Annotated in this window: 14 protein-coding genes; 4 read left to right on the top strand and 10 right to left on the bottom strand. The window is 71.7% G+C overall.

Features of this window, described 5'->3' with window-relative positions:
* Window positions 1–42 precede the first annotated feature (42 nt).
* The 7 genes from EDC02_RS00330 to EDC02_RS00300 all read right to left on the bottom strand — a co-directional run bounded on the left by EDC02_RS00330 (window position 43) and on the right by EDC02_RS00300 (window position 5,267).
* Window positions 43–789, bottom strand: a complete 747-nt coding sequence (locus EDC02_RS00330) for an MBL fold metallo-hydrolase (RefSeq protein WP_123600190.1) — start codon at window positions 787–789, stop codon at window positions 43–45.
* A 260-nt stretch (window positions 790–1,049) separates the two neighbouring features.
* Complete coding sequence (locus EDC02_RS00325) at window positions 1,050–2,015, bottom strand: PLP-dependent cysteine synthase family protein (RefSeq protein ID WP_123600189.1); 966 nt, start codon at window positions 2,013–2,015, stop codon at window positions 1,050–1,052.
* Between the two features lie 10 nt (window positions 2,016–2,025).
* Window positions 2,026–2,343 carry a MoaD/ThiS family protein gene (locus tag EDC02_RS00320; RefSeq protein ID WP_123600188.1) on the bottom strand — a complete coding sequence of 106 codons (318 nt, stop codon included), beginning with the start codon at window positions 2,341–2,343 and terminating at the stop codon, window positions 2,026–2,028.
* 60 nt (window positions 2,344–2,403) lie between these two features.
* The gene (locus EDC02_RS00315) at window positions 2,404–2,895 is read right to left on the bottom strand and encodes a Mov34/MPN/PAD-1 family protein (protein ID WP_123600187.1); all 492 of its coding nucleotides are present in this window, start codon (window positions 2,893–2,895) and stop codon (window positions 2,404–2,406) included.
* A gap of 110 nt (window positions 2,896–3,005) precedes the next feature.
* The gene (locus EDC02_RS00310; protein WP_123600186.1) at window positions 3,006–3,515 is read right to left on the bottom strand and encodes a DUF2017 domain-containing protein; all 510 of its coding nucleotides are present in this window, start codon (window positions 3,513–3,515) and stop codon (window positions 3,006–3,008) included.
* Window positions 3,512–3,802 carry an ATP-dependent Clp protease adapter ClpS gene (gene clpS / locus EDC02_RS00305; protein WP_123600185.1) on the bottom strand — a complete coding sequence of 97 codons (291 nt, stop codon included), beginning with the start codon at window positions 3,800–3,802 and terminating at the stop codon, window positions 3,512–3,514. The genes EDC02_RS00310 and clpS overlap by 4 nt, the downstream gene beginning before the upstream one ends.
* Window positions 3,803–3,851: 49 nt before the next feature.
* Window positions 3,852–5,267 (bottom strand): hypothetical protein, encoded by a 1,416-nt coding sequence (locus EDC02_RS00300; RefSeq protein WP_123600184.1) that lies wholly within the window; start codon window positions 5,265–5,267, stop codon window positions 3,852–3,854.
* A gap of 290 nt (window positions 5,268–5,557) precedes the next feature.
* Here EDC02_RS00300 and EDC02_RS00295 point away from each other — a divergent pair, with 290 nt between their 5' ends.
* From EDC02_RS00295 to EDC02_RS00280, 4 genes are all read left to right on the top strand, one after another.
* A complete protein-coding gene (locus tag EDC02_RS00295) occupies window positions 5,558–8,215 on the top strand; it encodes a LuxR C-terminal-related transcriptional regulator (RefSeq protein WP_233605661.1) in 2,658 nt (885 codons plus the stop codon).
* Complete coding sequence (locus tag EDC02_RS00290) at window positions 8,212–9,501, top strand: nicotinate phosphoribosyltransferase (RefSeq protein WP_123600182.1); 1,290 nt, start codon at window positions 8,212–8,214, stop codon at window positions 9,499–9,501. Before EDC02_RS00295 ends, EDC02_RS00290 begins: the two co-directional genes overlap by 4 nt.
* Window positions 9,502–9,579: 78 nt before the next feature.
* Window positions 9,580–10,164 (top strand): nicotinamidase, encoded by a 585-nt coding sequence (locus tag EDC02_RS00285; RefSeq protein ID WP_123600181.1) that lies wholly within the window; start codon window positions 9,580–9,582, stop codon window positions 10,162–10,164.
* Window positions 10,165–10,268: 104 nt separating this feature from the next.
* A complete protein-coding gene (locus EDC02_RS00280; RefSeq protein WP_123600180.1) occupies window positions 10,269–11,465 on the top strand; it encodes an MFS transporter in 1,197 nt (398 codons plus the stop codon).
* Between the two features lie 94 nt (window positions 11,466–11,559).
* Here EDC02_RS00280 and ctaD read toward each other — a convergent pair whose 3' ends face one another.
* The 3 genes from ctaD to EDC02_RS00265 all read right to left on the bottom strand — a co-directional run bounded on the left by ctaD (window position 11,560) and on the right by EDC02_RS00265 (window position 15,896).
* The gene (gene ctaD, locus EDC02_RS00275; protein WP_123600179.1) at window positions 11,560–13,320 is read right to left on the bottom strand and encodes a cytochrome c oxidase subunit I; all 1,761 of its coding nucleotides are present in this window, start codon (window positions 13,318–13,320) and stop codon (window positions 11,560–11,562) included.
* A 154-nt stretch (window positions 13,321–13,474) separates the two neighbouring features.
* Complete coding sequence (locus tag EDC02_RS00270) at window positions 13,475–14,590, bottom strand: FAD-dependent monooxygenase (RefSeq protein WP_123600178.1); 1,116 nt, start codon at window positions 14,588–14,590, stop codon at window positions 13,475–13,477.
* 178 nt (window positions 14,591–14,768) lie between these two features.
* A complete protein-coding gene (locus EDC02_RS00265; protein ID WP_123600177.1) occupies window positions 14,769–15,896 on the bottom strand; it encodes a sugar kinase in 1,128 nt (375 codons plus the stop codon).
* Window positions 15,897–15,944: the final 48 nt, after the last annotated feature.

Genomic DNA, 15,944 nt, shown 5'->3' with positions numbered 1-15,944 from the left:
GCGAACTCTGCGGCAAGAGACCGGTTGGCCGATGTCTGCCGGTCAGACCTCGTAACGGGCGCCGGCCCGGACGATCTCGACCGGCCCGTCGAAGCTCGACGCCGCCGCCTCGAACGTCGACGCCTCGCTGCCCCAGGCAGTGACCAGGTGGGTCAGCAGCAGCCGGCCGACGCCCGCCTTGGTCGCGGCCTCCCCGGCCTCGCGGCCGGTCAGGTGCAGATCCGGTGGGTTGTCCACCCCGTCGAGGTAGCTGGCCTCGCAGAGGAAGACGTGCGCGTCCTGGGCCAGCCGCAGCAGCGCCTCACAGGGTGCCGTGTCCGACGAGTAGGTCAGCACCCGGTCGCCGTGCTCCACGCGTACTCCGTAGGTTTCCACCGGGTGGTTGACCCGGTCGACGGTGACCTGCAGCGGGCCGATCGGGAAGCTGCCGGGTTGCAGTCCGTAGAAGGTGTAGACGTCGTCGACCGACTCGCCGCTGATGTTGTACGCGGTGGCGATCCGGTCGGGCGCGCCGGCCGGGGCGTAGACCGGCAGCGGCGGGTACGGGCCGTCCGGGGCGTAGCGCCGCACCACCACGTAGGTGCAGGCGTCGAGCATGTGGTCGCAGTGCAGGTGGGTGAGCAGGATCGCGTCGACCGCGTGCAGGCCGGCGTACCGCTGCAGGGCGGACAGCGAACCCGAGCCGAAGTCGACGAGCAGGCGGAACCCGTCCGCCTCGATCAGGTAGGCCGAACAGGCTGCCTCGGGCCCGGGGAAACTCCCGGCGCAGCCGAGTACGGTCAGACGCATCAACTGTTCCCACGGTCGCGGTGAGACACCGGCGATGCGCCGTCCATGCCATCGAAGATCTCCACCAGCGGCTCTGCCACGCTCGGCAGCCTACGCCGCAGCCAGCAGCGGAATGAAAGATCCGCTGCAACTTGTCGTCAACGTGACACCGAAGCGCGAACAACTGGAGCGACTTCGACAACCCGCCCCAGGATCGCCCATAGCGCAACCAATCATTTGCACCGGAGCACCGGGCCACAGACCGTACCGACCGGTGCGGTTCAGGCCCAGAGCTGACCTTCCAGCGCTTCCTCGGCGTCGGACAGCGTGCCGCCGTACGCACCGGTGGAGAGGTACTTCCAGCCGCCGTCGGCGACCAGGAACGCCACGTCGGCGCGGCGACCGGCCTTGACCGCCTCGTGCGCGACGGCGAGCGCGGCGTGCAGTACGGCGCCGGTCGAGAAGCCGACGAAGAGCCCTTCCACCTCGACCAGCTGCCGGGTCCGCAGCACCGCGTCGCGGGTACCCACCGAGAACCGCCGGGTCAGCACGTTCGCGTCGTACAGCTCCGGCACGTAGCCCTCGTCGATGTTGCGTAACCCGTACACCAGCTCGCCGTAGCGGGGCTCGGCCGCGACCACCTCGATGCCGTCGACCTTCTCCCGCAGGTAGCGCCCGGTGCCCATCAGGGTGCCGGTGGTGCCGAGCCCGGCGACGAAGTGGGTGACCGTGGGCAGGTCGCGCAGCAGCTCCGGCCCGGTGGTCTCGTAGTGGGCCTGGGCGTTGCCGCTGTTGCCGTACTGGTAGAGCATCACCCAGTCGGGGTGCTCGGCGGCGATCTGCTTGGCGGTGGCCACCGCCTGGTTGGAGCCGCCGGCGGCCGGCGAGAAGATGATCTCGGCGCCGTACATCCGGAGCAGCTGGACCCGTTCGGCGGAGACGTTCTCCGGCATGACGCAGACCAGCCGGTAGCCGCGCAGCTTCGCCACCATGGCGAGCGAGATGCCGGTGTTGCCGCTGGTGGGTTCGAGGATGGTGTCTCCGGGTCGGAGCCGCCCGGCCCGTTCGGCGGCGCGGACCATGAACATGGCCGCCCGGTCCTTGACACTGCCGGTCGGGTTGCGGTCCTCCAGCTTGGCCCACAGCCGTACCGGTGGTGCCCCGTCGGGCACCACCGGGGAGAGCCGGGGCAGGCCGACCAGCGGGGTGCCGCCACACGCGTCGAGCAGGCTGTCGTAGCGCGCCATGGCGGGGCGCTCAGCCGCTGACGGTGGTGGTGGCGGCCGAGGCGATGTCGCCCGCGCCGCCGGCCACCGCGGGCAGGATCGTCACGGTGTCCCCGTCGGCGACCTTGGCCTCGAGCGCGCCGAGGAACCGGACATCCTCGTCGTTGACGTAAATGTTGACGAACCGGTGCAGGTTGCCCTCGTCGGTGACCAGCCGGCCACGCAGGCCGGAGTGCTTGGCGTCGAGGTCGTCCAGCAGGGCGGCGAGGGTGTCCCCGTTGCCTTCGACGACCTTGGCGCCGCCGGTGTAGCTGCGCAGGATGGTGGGGACGCGAACTTCGATAGACATTGACGTGCTCCTATTGCAACGGTAGGTCGGACCAGACTGCGGTGCGGTACGGCGCCAGGGTCAGCGGCCGGACGAACACTCGTAGTCGACCGTGGTCGGGGTCTGCCCGAACAGGTACGACTGCACCGCGTGCGGGTCGACACCGGCGTCAATGAGATTGACCGGCTCCTCGGTCACCACCTCGTCCACGATGCGGAACGACCGGATCTCGGTGACCTCCGGGTCACGGGTGGAGACCAGCAGGTAGTGGGCCTCGGGCCAGCCGGCGATCGCCGCGTCGGTGCGGGACGGGTACGCCTCGGTCGCGGTGTGCGAGTGGTAGATCACCACCGGCTCCTCGTCCCGGTCGTCCATCTCCCGCCACAGATGCAACTGCTCCATCGAGTCGAACTCGTAGAACGTCATCGAGCGGGCCGCGTTCTGCATCGGGACGTGCCGGGTCGGCGTGTCCGAGCCGGCCGGTCCGGCGACGACGCCGCACGCCTCGTCGGGGTGGTCCCGGCGGGCATGGGCGACGATCGCGTCGATGATCGACCGGTCGATGCTCAGCACGACCCCAGCCTACCGCCTTCTCCGCTTCTCCGGCCCGGCCGGCCCGTGGCGGTCGTCACGCTGTCCGACACTGGCCGGCACTGGCCGGCACTGTTCGACGCCAGCCGACGTCAGTCGAGCAACGCGCCGAGCAGGGACTCCTGCAGATAGCCCAGATAGGCGTAGACCGACAGCTGGAACAGCCGGCTCGACGACGGATCGTCCCGCTCGGCCGCCGCCAGCTCGGCGCCGAGATCGGTGTCGGCCCGCACCTGCAACCGGACGCCCATCGCCAGCCGGGCGTCGTTGATCGCGCGCAGCCACGCCTCGGCCGCCTCGCCGTCCAGGCGGACCTCCGCGCCCGTGTCGTCGGCGTCGGCCGGCAACGCGGCGAGCACCGCTCCCGCCTGGTCGATCTTGGCCGTCTTGAGGTCGCTCTCGGTGTACCGCCGCAGCTCCGCCGAGCTCGCCGGATCGTCCCGGTAAGTGTCCGGGAAGAGCCGGTCGACCACTGGGTCGTCCCGTTCGAACCCGTCGGTGAGCAGACCCACCACCTCACCGGCGACCTTGCGCAGCACCCGTACCTCGTCGGGGGAGAAGACCGCGACGACCCGCCCGTTGCGGCGTCGAAACATGCTCATGCCCGATCGACCGTCGCCCAGAGCCCGTAGGCGTGCAGCCGGGACGCGTCGAGCTCCATCCGCTCGCGGGGGCCGCTGGACACCACCGCCCGGCCCTTGTTGTGCACGTCGAGCATCAGCTCCTCCGCCTTGGCCTGGCTGTACCCGAACAACTTCTGAAAAACCCAGGTCACGTACGTCATCAGGTTGACCGGATCGTCCCAGACGATGGTCACCCACAGGCGTTCGTCACCTGGTACCTCGACCGTGTCCGGCGTCTCGACCGGAGCAACCTGGGGAGCCGCCATTCCCCCATCGTGCCACCGGTGGGGACGGGGCGGACAACGCCCACCACGGTCAGCCCGGCGCGTCGCCGCTGTCGATCGCATCTGCCAACAGGTTGGCCAGGCCACGCCGTACCGCGGCGAACCGCAACGAGATCTCCTGGGACAGCGCGATCTCCACCGCCCGCAGCGCCTGCTGGATCCAGGACCGGGCCTGGTCCGGCGCCATCCCGGACGGTCCACCGCGCGGGTGCCAGCAGTCGGCGGCGAGCGCGACGCCGATCGGCGGCACGGTGCACCGGGACCGCTGCACCGGGTACGCGGCGAAGACATCCACCACCACGGGGGCCGGCCCGGCGGCGAGAGACGGCACCGGCTCGCACTGGCCCGCAGCGGTCGTCAGGAGTCCTTCCGCGACCGCCGTGGGTGGATCCCCGAGCAGCCGGCGGCGGAGCTGCTCGCGCAGCAGCGGACCGAGCCGCTGCGCCGGGTCGGCCCCGAACACCTGCTCGACCACCTCGTCCATCGCGTCATCCACGCCCACGGCACAGGCCGTGCTGGCCTGCAACGACAGGGTCAGGAACTCGCGGTCCAGGAAGCCGGGTATCCCGGCCGGTCCACCGCCGAACAGCAGCTCGCGTACCGCGGCCAGGTGCAGGTTGGCCAACTCGATCGCCAGGGTGTGCCGCACCCGCTGGCCGATCCGTCGCACCACCCGGTCCAGCTGCTCGGACCAGTCGGCTGCCGGCCCGCCGGGCGGCAGCGTCGGCGGCTCGTCGAACGCCGACTGATCGGCCAGACCGGCACCGGCCCGGTGCAGCGCCTCCCGGGCGGCCCAGTCGGTCACCTCCCGGCGGAGAAATACCGCGTCGCCGGTTGCCGCGTCGACCGAATGCCAGGGTGCCTGTTCCAGCTCCGGCACGGCGGCCAGCAGCGCCGCCCGCTGGAACGACTCGCCCGCGCTCTGTACGCCGGCCGCGGTGATGGCGACAAACACCGTGATACCGGCGCGCAGTGCCCGGCGCAGCAGCTCGTGTTCGACCTGCCCGGGCGGCGGCCCGGCACCAACCACGAAGACCAGCGCGCCGCCGCGTACCGCCGCGTCGAGCAGCACCGTCGCGCCGGCCGACCGGAGCGTCTCCAGGTCGGGCGAATCGACCAGGCTGAGCCGGCGCAGCGGAGCATCCGGTCGGCTCACCTCGACCCGGCGCGGTGGACGGGGCAGGGCCAGGCCGGCACCGGACCGCGCCGACCGCGCCGGGACGATCCACGGCTGCGACCAGCCCGGCAGGTAGGCCGCGATCCGCTCGACCGTACCGTGCCGGATGACCAGGAAACTCTCGGGCGGACGCAGGTCGGGCAGCGATTCACCGTCGAGAAACGCGGTCAGCACGGCACGGCGGCTGTTGGCGGCGGCTCCGACCACGACGGCCGCGACCGGTTCGTCGGCCGGGGGCGGCGGCATCGGGGCGGCCATCGGCAGGTCCACGGCCAGGTCACCCGGTCGGCGCGGCCGCCTACGCTGCCGGGGCACTCGGGCCGCGGCGCGGGCAGCCGGGCGATTCGACGGTGTTGTCACGGACTCCACAAGCTGAGCTCCTTCGGGCGTCATCGCCACGAAATACCAATACACCGACGCTACGTGCACAATCACTTACACAGCGACGATCATCGCTACTCAACTGATCAAACACTTCATACTCAACTGCGATCCGTGACCGCCCCTTCCCCCTTGGCAACTGTTCTATATGCTCCCCTGCCATGGGCCTGTGGAGCTTCGTGGGACGGTCCGAAGAGCTCGACCGGCTGTTCGCCGCCGCCACCGACGGCGGTCGCGGCCTGATCCTCAGTGGCTCCGCCGGGATCGGCAAGAGCCGACTGCTACGGGAAGTCGTAGGTAGACTGCCGACCGAGACCTACGCGGTCTGGTTCGCCTCGGGCAGCGTCAGCGCCGCCGGCCTGCCGTTCGCCGGCCTCGCCCAGGTACTCCCGGCGGATCAGCCACCCGGGTTGTCCCCGTCGGCGCTGCTGCGCTGGGCCGTCGAGTCGCTGCGGCAGCGGGCCGCCGGCCGGCCGATCGTGCTCGCCATCGACGACGCGCACCTGCTCGACCCCTCCTCGGCGGCGGTGACGAACCTGATCGCCCGCTCCGGCCACGCCACTGTGCTGGGTACGCTGCTCAGCGGCGAGCCGGTGCCGCTGCCGATCCGGGCACTGTGGGCCGACGATCTGGTGGTACACGACCAGCTGGCGCCGCTGGACGTCGTCGACAGCACCGGCCTGCTGATGGAGCTGCTCGGTGGGCCGCTGGACCCGACGTCGGCCGAACGGCTGTGGCGACTGTCCGAAGGAAATCCGCTGCTGCTGCGGGAGCTCGTCATCGCCGCCCAGTCCGGGCAGGAGCTGACCCAGACGTACGGGGTGTGGCGGTGGACCGGCCGGCTGGAGCTGGCACCGAGCCTGACCGATCTGATCGACAGCCGGATCGGCCGGCTCAGCCCGCCGGTCCGCGGCGTCGTCGAGCTGGTGGCGTTCGGCCAGCCGATCGGGCTGCAGCTGTTGCTGCGGACCAGCCGGCACGCCGACGTGGAGGCCGCCGAGGAACGCGGGCTGATCCGGGTCGACGTCGACGACCGCCGGCAGGACGTGCACATGGCCCATCCGCTGTACGGCGAGGTGGTACGCCGCCGGTGCCCGGTCACCCGGGCGCAGCGGCTGCAGGCGCGGCTCGCCTCGCTCGTGGACGGAGTCGGGGCACGGCGCCGGGAGGATCTGCTGCGGGTCGCCGTCTGGCGGCTGGAGTCGAACACCGCCGACGACCCGGCGATGCTGCTCAGCGCGGCCGGCCGGGCGTTCGCCGGGTACGACGTCCCACTGGCGGACCGGCTGGCCGCCCGCGCGTTCGACGCCGGCGGGGGGTTCGACGCGGCCGAGCTGAGGGCGACCATCCTGATGTTCCGCGACGAGCCGGAGCGGGCCCTGGCCACCATCGAGGCGGTCCGCGACGAGGTCACCACCGACGAACGACGCAGCCGCTGGTTGATGGTGCTGGGACTGGTCGCCTACTGGGGGCTCGGCAACGAGTCGACGCTGGAGGACCTGGCGGCCGGTGCCCGCGAGCTGACCGACCCGGCCGAGCGGGTCCGGGTCGACTCGTTCGAGGCGATCATGCGGTTGCACCGGCTGGAGTGTGACGCCGCGTTGCGGCTGGCACGTGCCGTACTCGACCGGCCGGCGGCCAGTCACGCCGCCCACGGGCTGGCCCAGTGCACCATCGCCCACCTGCAGGCCGCGCAGGGCGACCTGACCGGCAGCGGCCGGGCCATCGCCCGGGTCGAGGCCGACGCCCCGCACTGGCGTACCGAGCTTCCCTACCTGCAGCTGGCGCTGGAGCTCGCCCGCGGCACCCGGCTGGTGCTCGCCGGCGACCTGTCCGGGATCGAGGCGATCGTCGCCGAGGAGTTCGCCGACCTGGCCGACGCCGGTGACTTCCGGCTCGGGTCCGGTTACCTGTCGGTGATCCGGGCGCAGGCCGCCCGGCTGCGCGGCCGGCTCGACGACGCGCTGCGACACAGCTTGCAGGCGTGCGCCACGCTGGCCACCGGCCGGGTGTACGCCGGGCTGGCCCACGCCGAACGCGCACACGCGGCCGCCCTGCGTGGCGAGGCGGCCCAGGCCGCCGCGGCGATGGCCGACTCGGACCGGGCACAGACACCCGGGATGGCCATCCTGTACCCGTGGCGGGAGCAGGCGCGCTGCTGGGTGGCGGTCGCCGAGGGGGACGTCACCGGCGCGGTCGGCATGCTGCGGGAGCTGGCGGCCCGGCTGCGTACCGATGGTTTCGCCGGCCACGAGGTGATGGTGCTGCACGACCTGGTCCGGCTGGACCGGGCCGACCTGGCGGTGGACCGGCTGACCGAGCTCGCCAAGGTCGTCGAGGGCCCGCTGCCGCCGCTGGTCCTGCGTCAGGCGCAGGGCGCCACCAACGGACCGTACGGTGCCCTGCTGCGCGCGGCCAGCGGCTTCGCCGGCCTCGGGCTGCACCTGTTCGCCGCCGAGTCCGCCGCGATGGCGGTACGGCGGCAGCGGCTGGCCCGCTCGCCGGTGACCGGGCAGACCAACGTGCTGCTCGGCCGGTCGCTCGGCCAGTGCGTCGACGTGCGTACCCCGGCGTTGCTGGCCGGCCGGCCCAACCTGACCGGCCGGGAGCAACAAGTGGCGAAGCTGGCGGCGGCCGGCGTGGCCAGCCGGGAGATAGCGCAGCGGTTGTTCCTGTCGCCCCGCACCGTGGAGAACCATCTGCACCGGGCGTACGGCAAGCTCGGCGTGACCGGGCGTGCCGAGCTGGCCGAGGCGGTGCGCGCCCTGCCCGACGAGCCGGGGCCACCGGGCCGGGACAGGCCGGGCCGGCCGGGCGGCCGTACAGTAGCCAGGTGACCAGCTCAAGCCCCGCTCTGCTGACCGACCACTACGAGCTGACCATGCTCGCCGCCGCGTTGGCCGACGGCAGCGCGCACCGGCACTGCGTGTTCGAGGTCTTCGCCCGGCGGCTGCCGACCGGCCGCCGGTACGGTGTGGTCGCCGGCACCGGCCGGCTGGTCGACCTGATCCGGGACTTCCGCTTCGATGCGGAGACCGTCCGTCACCTGCGGGACCGCGCGGTGGTCGACGCCGACACCGCACAGTGGCTGACCGACTACCGGTTCACCGGGGACGTCGACGGGTACGCCGAGGGCGAGTTGTTCTTCCCGAACTCGCCGATCCTCACCGTCTCCGGCACCTTCGCCGAGTGCGTCCTGTTGGAGACCCTGGTGCTGTCGGTGCTGAACCACGACTGCGCGATCGCGGCGGCGGCGGCGCGGGCGGTGACGGCGGCCCGCGGCCGGCCGGTGATCGAGATGGGCTCGCGGCGCACCCATGAGGAGGCGGCGGTGGCGGCCGCCCGGAGCGCGTACCTGGCCGGTTTCGCGGCCACGTCCAACCTGGCGGCGGGTGCCCGGTACGGCATCCCGACGGCGGGTACCTCGGCGCACGCGTTCACCCTGTTGCACGACGACGAACGGGCCGCGTTCGCGTCCCAGGTGGCCACGCTCGGGCGGGACACCACGTTGCTGGTCGACACCTACAGCATCAGCCAGGGCATCCGTAACGCGATCGAGGTCGCCGGACCGGACCTGCGGGCGATCCGGATCGACTCCGGTGACCTGTCGGTCCTGGCGCAACAGTCCCGGGAACTGCTCGACTCGCTCGGCGCCACCGAGACCAAGATCATAGTCTCCGGTGATCTCGACGAGTACTCGATCGCCTCGCTCGCCGCCGAGCCGGTCGACATGTACGGCGCCGGGACCGCCGTGGTGACCGGGTCCGGCGCGCCGACCGCCCGGCTGGTCTACAAGCTGGTCGAGGTCGACGGCCGGCCGGTGGTCAAGCGCTCCGAGAACAAGGCCACCGTCGGGGGCCGGAAGGTGGCGGTACGCCGGCACAAGCCGACCGGCACCGCCACCGAGGAGATCGTCGTCTCGCAGGGAGTGCCGGACCGGGTCAACGGTGACCGGGTGCTGCAACGGTCCTTTGTCGCCACTGGCGAGGCGCTGGCCCGGCCGACCCTCGACGAGTCCCGCGAGCACCTGCGTCGCTGCCTGATCTCGATACCGTGGGAAGGGCTGAAACTGTCCGCCGGAGATCCGGCCATTCCGGTGACCGTCGTGCCCGCCGACCAGTGACCGCCTGGCCGTGACCGGCGCGACCGGGAGCGGCCGGTGACCGCCCGTTCAGAAGTCAGAAGCAGGAGGACGACGACCATGCACCGGGCACTGATCATCGTTGACGTACAGAACGACTTCTGTGAAGGCGGCTCACTCGCGGTGGGCGGCGGCACCGACGTGGCGGCGGCGATCTCTCGGACCGTCGCCGAAGCACCGCAGCGGCGGTGGCGGCATGTGGTGGCGACCAAGGACTACCACGTCGACCCCGGCGCGCACTTCGGCGACCCGCCGGACTTCGTCGACACCTGGCCGGCGCACTGTGTGGTGGGCACCGGCGGGGACGAGTTCCATCCCGGGCTGGCCACCGATCGGATCGAGGCGGTCTTCCGTAAGGGCCAGTACGCGGCGGCCTACTCGGGCTTCGAGGGCCGCACGGACGACGGCACCGACCTGGCCGACTGGCTGCGGGAACGCGGGATCACCGGGGTCGACGTGGTCGGCATCGCCACCGACCACTGCGTACGGGCGACCGCGCTGGACGCCGCCCGGGCCGGCTTCGACACCACCGTGCTGCTCGACCTGACCGCCGGGGTGGCCCGGGCCACCACCGAGGTGGCGGTGGACGCGATGCGGGCCGCCGGGGTGACGTTGACCGGCTCCCCGGTGCTGCGTCCGGCCTGACCCGCCGGCCGGGGTCGGACCGGATGTCGGGCTGGCGGCGCGGATATCGGTTGGCCGACGTCGTACCCGGCAGGCATGATGCCGGCCGGAGGTAACACCGACCGATGAACCTGACTCCTTACCGGCAGGCGCTCGCGCTGCCCGGTGTGGCCCGGCTGCTCGCCCTGTCGGTGCTGGCCCGGATGCCGAACACCGCCGCCGGAGTGGCGCTGACCCTGTACGTCGTGCTGGAACTGGGCCGGGGGTACGGCGCGGCTGGTCTGGCTGGTACCGCGTTGACCGTCGGGGCCGCGATCGGCGCACCGGTGCTGGGCCGGTTGGTCGACCGGCACGGACTACGTCCGGTGCTGGCCGTCTCGATCGCCGCCCAGGGCGTCTTCTGGGCCGTGGCGCAGGCGCTGCCGTACCCCGCGTTGCTCGTCGCCGCGGTCGCCGCCGGTCTGCTCAACCTGCCGATGTTCTCGGTGATCCGGCAGTCGCTGGCCGCCCTGGTCCCGGCGGAGCAGCGGCGTCCGGCGTACGCCCTGGATTCGATGTCGGTCGAGCTCTCCTTCATGATCGGCCCGGCGCTGGCGGTGCTGCTCGCCACCTCGGTCTCCCCTCGGATCGCGATGGTCGCGGTCGGCGCCGGCCTGGTCGCCGCCGGGCTGGCGCTGTTCGTCGTCGACCCGCCGATCCGCGCCCGGCATGAGGAGCCGGAGCGGGCTGGCGTCCGGATCGCCCGGCGGGACTGGCTGACCCCGCAGTTGCTCGGGGTCCTCGCGGTCGGCGCAGCGTCGACGCTGGTGCTCGGCGGCACCGACGTCGCGTTGATCGCCGCGCTGCGGGACAGCGACCAGTTGGCCTGGACCAGCGTCGTGCTGGCCGGCTGGGGGGCGTACTCACTGGTCGGCGGGTTCGCCTACGGCGCCACCCGGCGTGCGGTGCCGCCGGTCGGGTTGATGGTGACGCTGGCGGTCGCCACCATTCCGGTCGGCCTCGGGGCCGGGCACTGGTGGACCCTGGCCCTGGCCCTAGCCCCGGCCGGGCTGCTCTGCGCGCCGACGATCGCCGCCACGTCCGACGCGGTCGCCCGGCTGGCCCCGGCGGCGGTACGCGGCGAGGCGATGGGCCTGCATGGTTCGGCGTTGACCGTGGGCATGGCCGTCGGGGCGCCGCTGACCGGTGCGGTGATCGACGCCAGTACGCCGACGTGGGGTTTCGTGGCGATCGGTGCGGCGGGGCTGCTGCTGGCGCTGCCGATGGTCGCCATGCAGTTGCGCCGCCGGGCGGTGCCGGACCGGGTGCCGGCCCTGCGGTGACGGGCTCCCAGAGGCACGACGCGGCCCCGGGCGCATTCCGCCCGGGGCCGCGTCGTAGGCCGGTGTGAGTCAGTCGGTCAGCGTCGCCCGTGGGTCAGCGCCGGTCGATGTTGCTGGCGGTGTCCTCCTGGTAGGTGGCACCGCCGTCCGACTCGCTGGTCAGCGGCTTGGCACCGCCCTCCGGCGGGCCGGCGACCGAGTGGTGGCCGGCGGCCAGCTCCGGGAACTTCAGGTCGAACGCCGGCCGCTCGGAGCGGATCCGGGGCATCCGGTCGAAGTTGCGCAGCGGCGGCGGGCAGCTCGTCGCCCACTCCAGCGAGTTCCCGTGGCCCCACGGGTCGTCGACCTCGACCAGCGGCCCGGCCTTGTACGACTTCCACACGTTGTACAGGAACGGCAGGGTGGAGATGCCGGTGACGAACGAGCCGACCGTGGAGATCATGTTCAGCGTGGTCCAGCCGTCGATCGCCTGGTAGTCGGCGTACCGGCGGGGGAAGCCTTCGGCACCGAGCCAGTGCTGCACCAGGAAGGTGGTGTGGAAGCCGACGAAGGTCAGCCAGAAGTGCACCCGGCCCAGCCGCTCGTCGAGCATCCGACCGGTGAACTTCGGGAACCAGAAGTAGATGCCGGCGAACACCGCGAACACGATCGTGCCGAACAGCACGTAGTGGAAGTGGGCGACGACGAAGTACGAGTCCGAGACGTGGAAGTCGATCGGCGGGCTGGCCAGCAGCACACCCGACAGACCGCCGAAGAGGAAGGTGACCAGGAAGCCGATCGACCAGAGCATCGGCGTCTCGAAGCTGATCTGCCCCCGCCACAGGGTGCCGATCCAGTTGAAGAACTTCATGCCGGTCGGCACGGCGATCAGGAAGCTCAGGAAACTGAAGAAGGGCAGCAGCACCGCGCCGGTGGCGAACATGTGGTGCGCCCAGACGCTCATCGACAGCGCGGCGATCGCGATCGTCGCGGCCACCAGGCCCTTGTAGCCGAAGATCGGCTTGCGGGAGAAGACCGGGATGATCTCGCTGATGATGCCGAAGAACGGCAGCGCGACGATGTACACCTCGGGGTGGCCGAAGAACCAGAACAGGTGCTGCCACAGCAACGGCCCGCCGGTCTCCGGCGCGTACACGTGGGCACCGAGCATCCGGTCGGCGGCGAGCGCGAACAGCGCGGCGGCCAACAGCGGGAAGACCATGATCACCAGGAGGCTGGTGACCAGGATGTTCCAGGTGAAGATCGGCATCCGGAACATGGTCATGCCCGGCGCGCGCAGGGTCAGGATCGTGGTGATCATGTTGACCGCGCCGAGGATGGTGCCCAGACCGGAGATCGCCAGGCCGACGATCCACATGTTGGCGCCGACACCCGGGGAGTGCTCGACGCTACTCAGCGGGGTGTACGCGAACCAGCCGAAGTCGGCGGCGCCGCCCGGGGTGAGGAAGCCACCCATCGCCAAGGTGCCACCGAACAGGTACAGCCAGTAGGCGAAACTGTTCAGCCGAGGAAAGGAAACATCCGGTGCGCCGATCTGGATCGGCGTAACGTAGTTGGCGAAGGCGAACACGATCGGCGTCGCGAAGAACAACAGCATGATCGTGCCGTGCATGGTGAACAGCTGGTTGTACTGCTCCGGGGAGACGAACTGCATCCCCGGCTGGGCCAGCTCCGCACGCATGATCAGGGCCATCAGACCACCGATCATGAAGAACGCGAAGGCGGTGATCATGTACATGATCCCGATCTGCTTCGCGTCGGTCGTGCGCAGCAGCCGCGCCATGGCCGAGCCGCGGACCGGCCTGCGGACCGGGAAGGGCCGGCTGGCGATCGGCTTCGGTGCGACGGTGGTCACGAATGGCCTCCGGTTCTCGTCAATCCCACGGCGCCCGGGTTGATGATCCGCTGGCCGTGCCTCGCAGGCAGGATAGTCCCCGTTCACCGCCGGTCCGCACGCCGGGTGCCTGCCCCGCTGCGGGCTGCCGGACGGCTCACACCGGGTGGCCGAGTCACACCGGGTCGACGAGCAACCGGTAGTGCTCCTGGAAGATCGTGCCGCCTTTGGCGCGCAGCACCGGGTCGCGCAGGACCGGGGCGACGTCGCGGGTCCGGTCCCGGTCCCGGGTCCGGTCCAGGACCCACTGGGTACGCGGCCGACGCCGGCTCTCGTACCTGGCCAGCGCCTCGACGACCGACGGCGCGGCACGCAACTCGTCGGCCAGGACCAGCGCGTCCTCGAACGCCATCGCCGCCCCCTGGGACAGGGTCGGTGCGGTGGCGTGGGCGGCGTCCCCGACCAGCACCACGTTGCCCCGGAACCAGCCGCTCAGCTCCACCTCGTCGGTGACGGCCACCTGTACCTTCTCCACCGCGTCGAGGACCGCTGGCACCGGCCCGCCGTAGTCGCCGAGGAGTTGGCGGAGCCGGACCAACGGGTCGGCGGGCGGGGCGGAGCCGGCCGGCAGCGGCTCGTCGGCGTAGAGGTAGACCCGGCCGTAGCCCATCGGGGCGAGCGCGATGCCGGACCGTTGCCCGAGCAGTGCCGTCCACTCGGTGATCTCCGGACCGCCGCTGACCACGCTGCGGTAGGCGATCTGGCCGACCGGGTGCGGCGCGCCGCCGATCTCGGTCAGTCGACGGACCGCCGACCGGCGCCCGTCCGCGCCGACGACCAGGTCGTACTCGGCATAGGAGCCGTCACCGAAGGCGACCTTGGTGGTCTCGTCGCCAACCTCCACGTCGCACACCTCGGTGTGGTACCGCACCTCCCCGCCGGCGCCGGTGAGCAGCACCTGGTGCAGGTCCGCGCGGGGCAGCGCCCGACACTGCCCGACCCCCTGCCACAGCTGTTCCAGATCGACCGAGCACAGCTCGGCGCCGGTGGCGTCGAGGAATCGCTGCCGCCGGATCACCGCGCCGAGCGGGCGCAACGGATTGTCCAGCCCAAGCTCACGCAGCGCGCGAATGGCATTGCCGGGCAGGAAGATCCCGGCGCCGGCGACGACGGTCGGGGCCAGCTTCTCCACCAGCTCGGGCCGGATGCCGGCCAGCCGCAGCGCCCGGGCGACGGCCAGCCCGGCGACGCTGGCACCGACGATGAGCACGCGCACGGGTGGTTGAGCCATGGTCCGCGCCGCCTCCGGGGGAATAGACACTCATTGAAGCCAAGAGACTACTGCCGGCAACACTGCCCGCGATAGGCCCATCCCGCCCTGTTCGCTCCGTGCGAAAGCCGCCCCGTCACGGCGCCGGGCAACATCCACCGGTGGAAATCTTAACGGCTCACCGGTGCCGGCGGGGCCCTCAGCGCCGCACCCTCGCCCCGCCGCCACCGGCGAGCGCCGCCACCTCCTTGAGGCTGGCCGTCGAGGTGTCCCCGGGGGTGGTCATCGCCAGCGCTCCGTGCGCGGCACCGTACTCCACCGCGACCGCCAGGTCACCCAGCTCCAACAGGCCGTAGACCAGGCCGGACGCGAAGCTGTCACCGCCGCCGACCCGGTCCAGGATCACCAGGCCCGGCCGGTGGGTGGCGGACACGAAACCGGTCGGTGCCGACCAGGCGACCGCGCCCCAGTCGTTCACTGTCGCGGAACGCACCGTACGCAGCGTCGTCGCCACCACCTTGAAGTTCGGGTACGCCCCGGTCACCTCGGTGATCATCCGCTGGAAGTTGGCGACCTCCAGTTCGGTGAGGCTCTCGTCGGTGTCCGGCACGGCGAACCCGAGGCTCGCGGTGAAGTCCTCCTCGTTGCCGATCATGACGTCGACGTAGCCGGCCAGCCGCCGGTTGACCTCCTGCGCCCGGGACTGTCCACCGACCGCCTGCCACAGGCTGGGCCGGTAGTTCAGGTCGTAGGAGATGATCGTGCCGTGCCGGCGGGCGGCCGTCATCGCCGCCTCGATCGTGTCCGGCGTGGTCTGCGACAGGGCCGCGTAGATGCCGCCGGTATGCAGCCAACGCACGCCGAGGGTGCCGAACAGGTGGTCCCAGTCGACGTCGTCGGGGCGCAACTGGCTGGCCGCGCTGTTGCCCCGGTCGGAGGTGCCGACCGCGCCGCGCACCCCGAAGCCGCGCTCGGTGAAGTTGAGCCCGTTGCGGACGGTCCGGCCGATCCCGTCGTACGGCAGCCAGCGCACGTACGCGGTGTCGACGCCGCCCTGCAGCACCAGATCCTCCAGCAGGCGGCCGACCTCGTTGTCGGCGAACGCGGTGACGACCGCGGTACGCAGGCCGAAGCAGCGGCGCAGGCCCCGCGCGACGTTGTACTCGCCGCCGCCCTCCCAGGCCCGGAAGCTGCGGGCGGTGCGCACCCGCCCCTCCCCCGGGTCCAGCCGCAGCATGACCTCGCCGAGCGAGACCAGGTCGTAGCGGCAGTCGGCAGCCGGTCGGGGGCGCAGCGGGGCGCGGTCGGCGGGGTGCTGTTCGACCATCTCACGACTCCTCAGTCAACGGTCGGACCCGGTCCTCGTCGAGGTCGG

Source organism: Micromonospora sp. Llam0 (assembly GCF_003751085.1).
Taxonomy (GTDB): Bacteria; Actinomycetota; Actinomycetes; order Mycobacteriales; family Micromonosporaceae; genus Micromonospora_E.
This window is presented reverse-complemented; position numbering and strand designations above follow the sequence as displayed.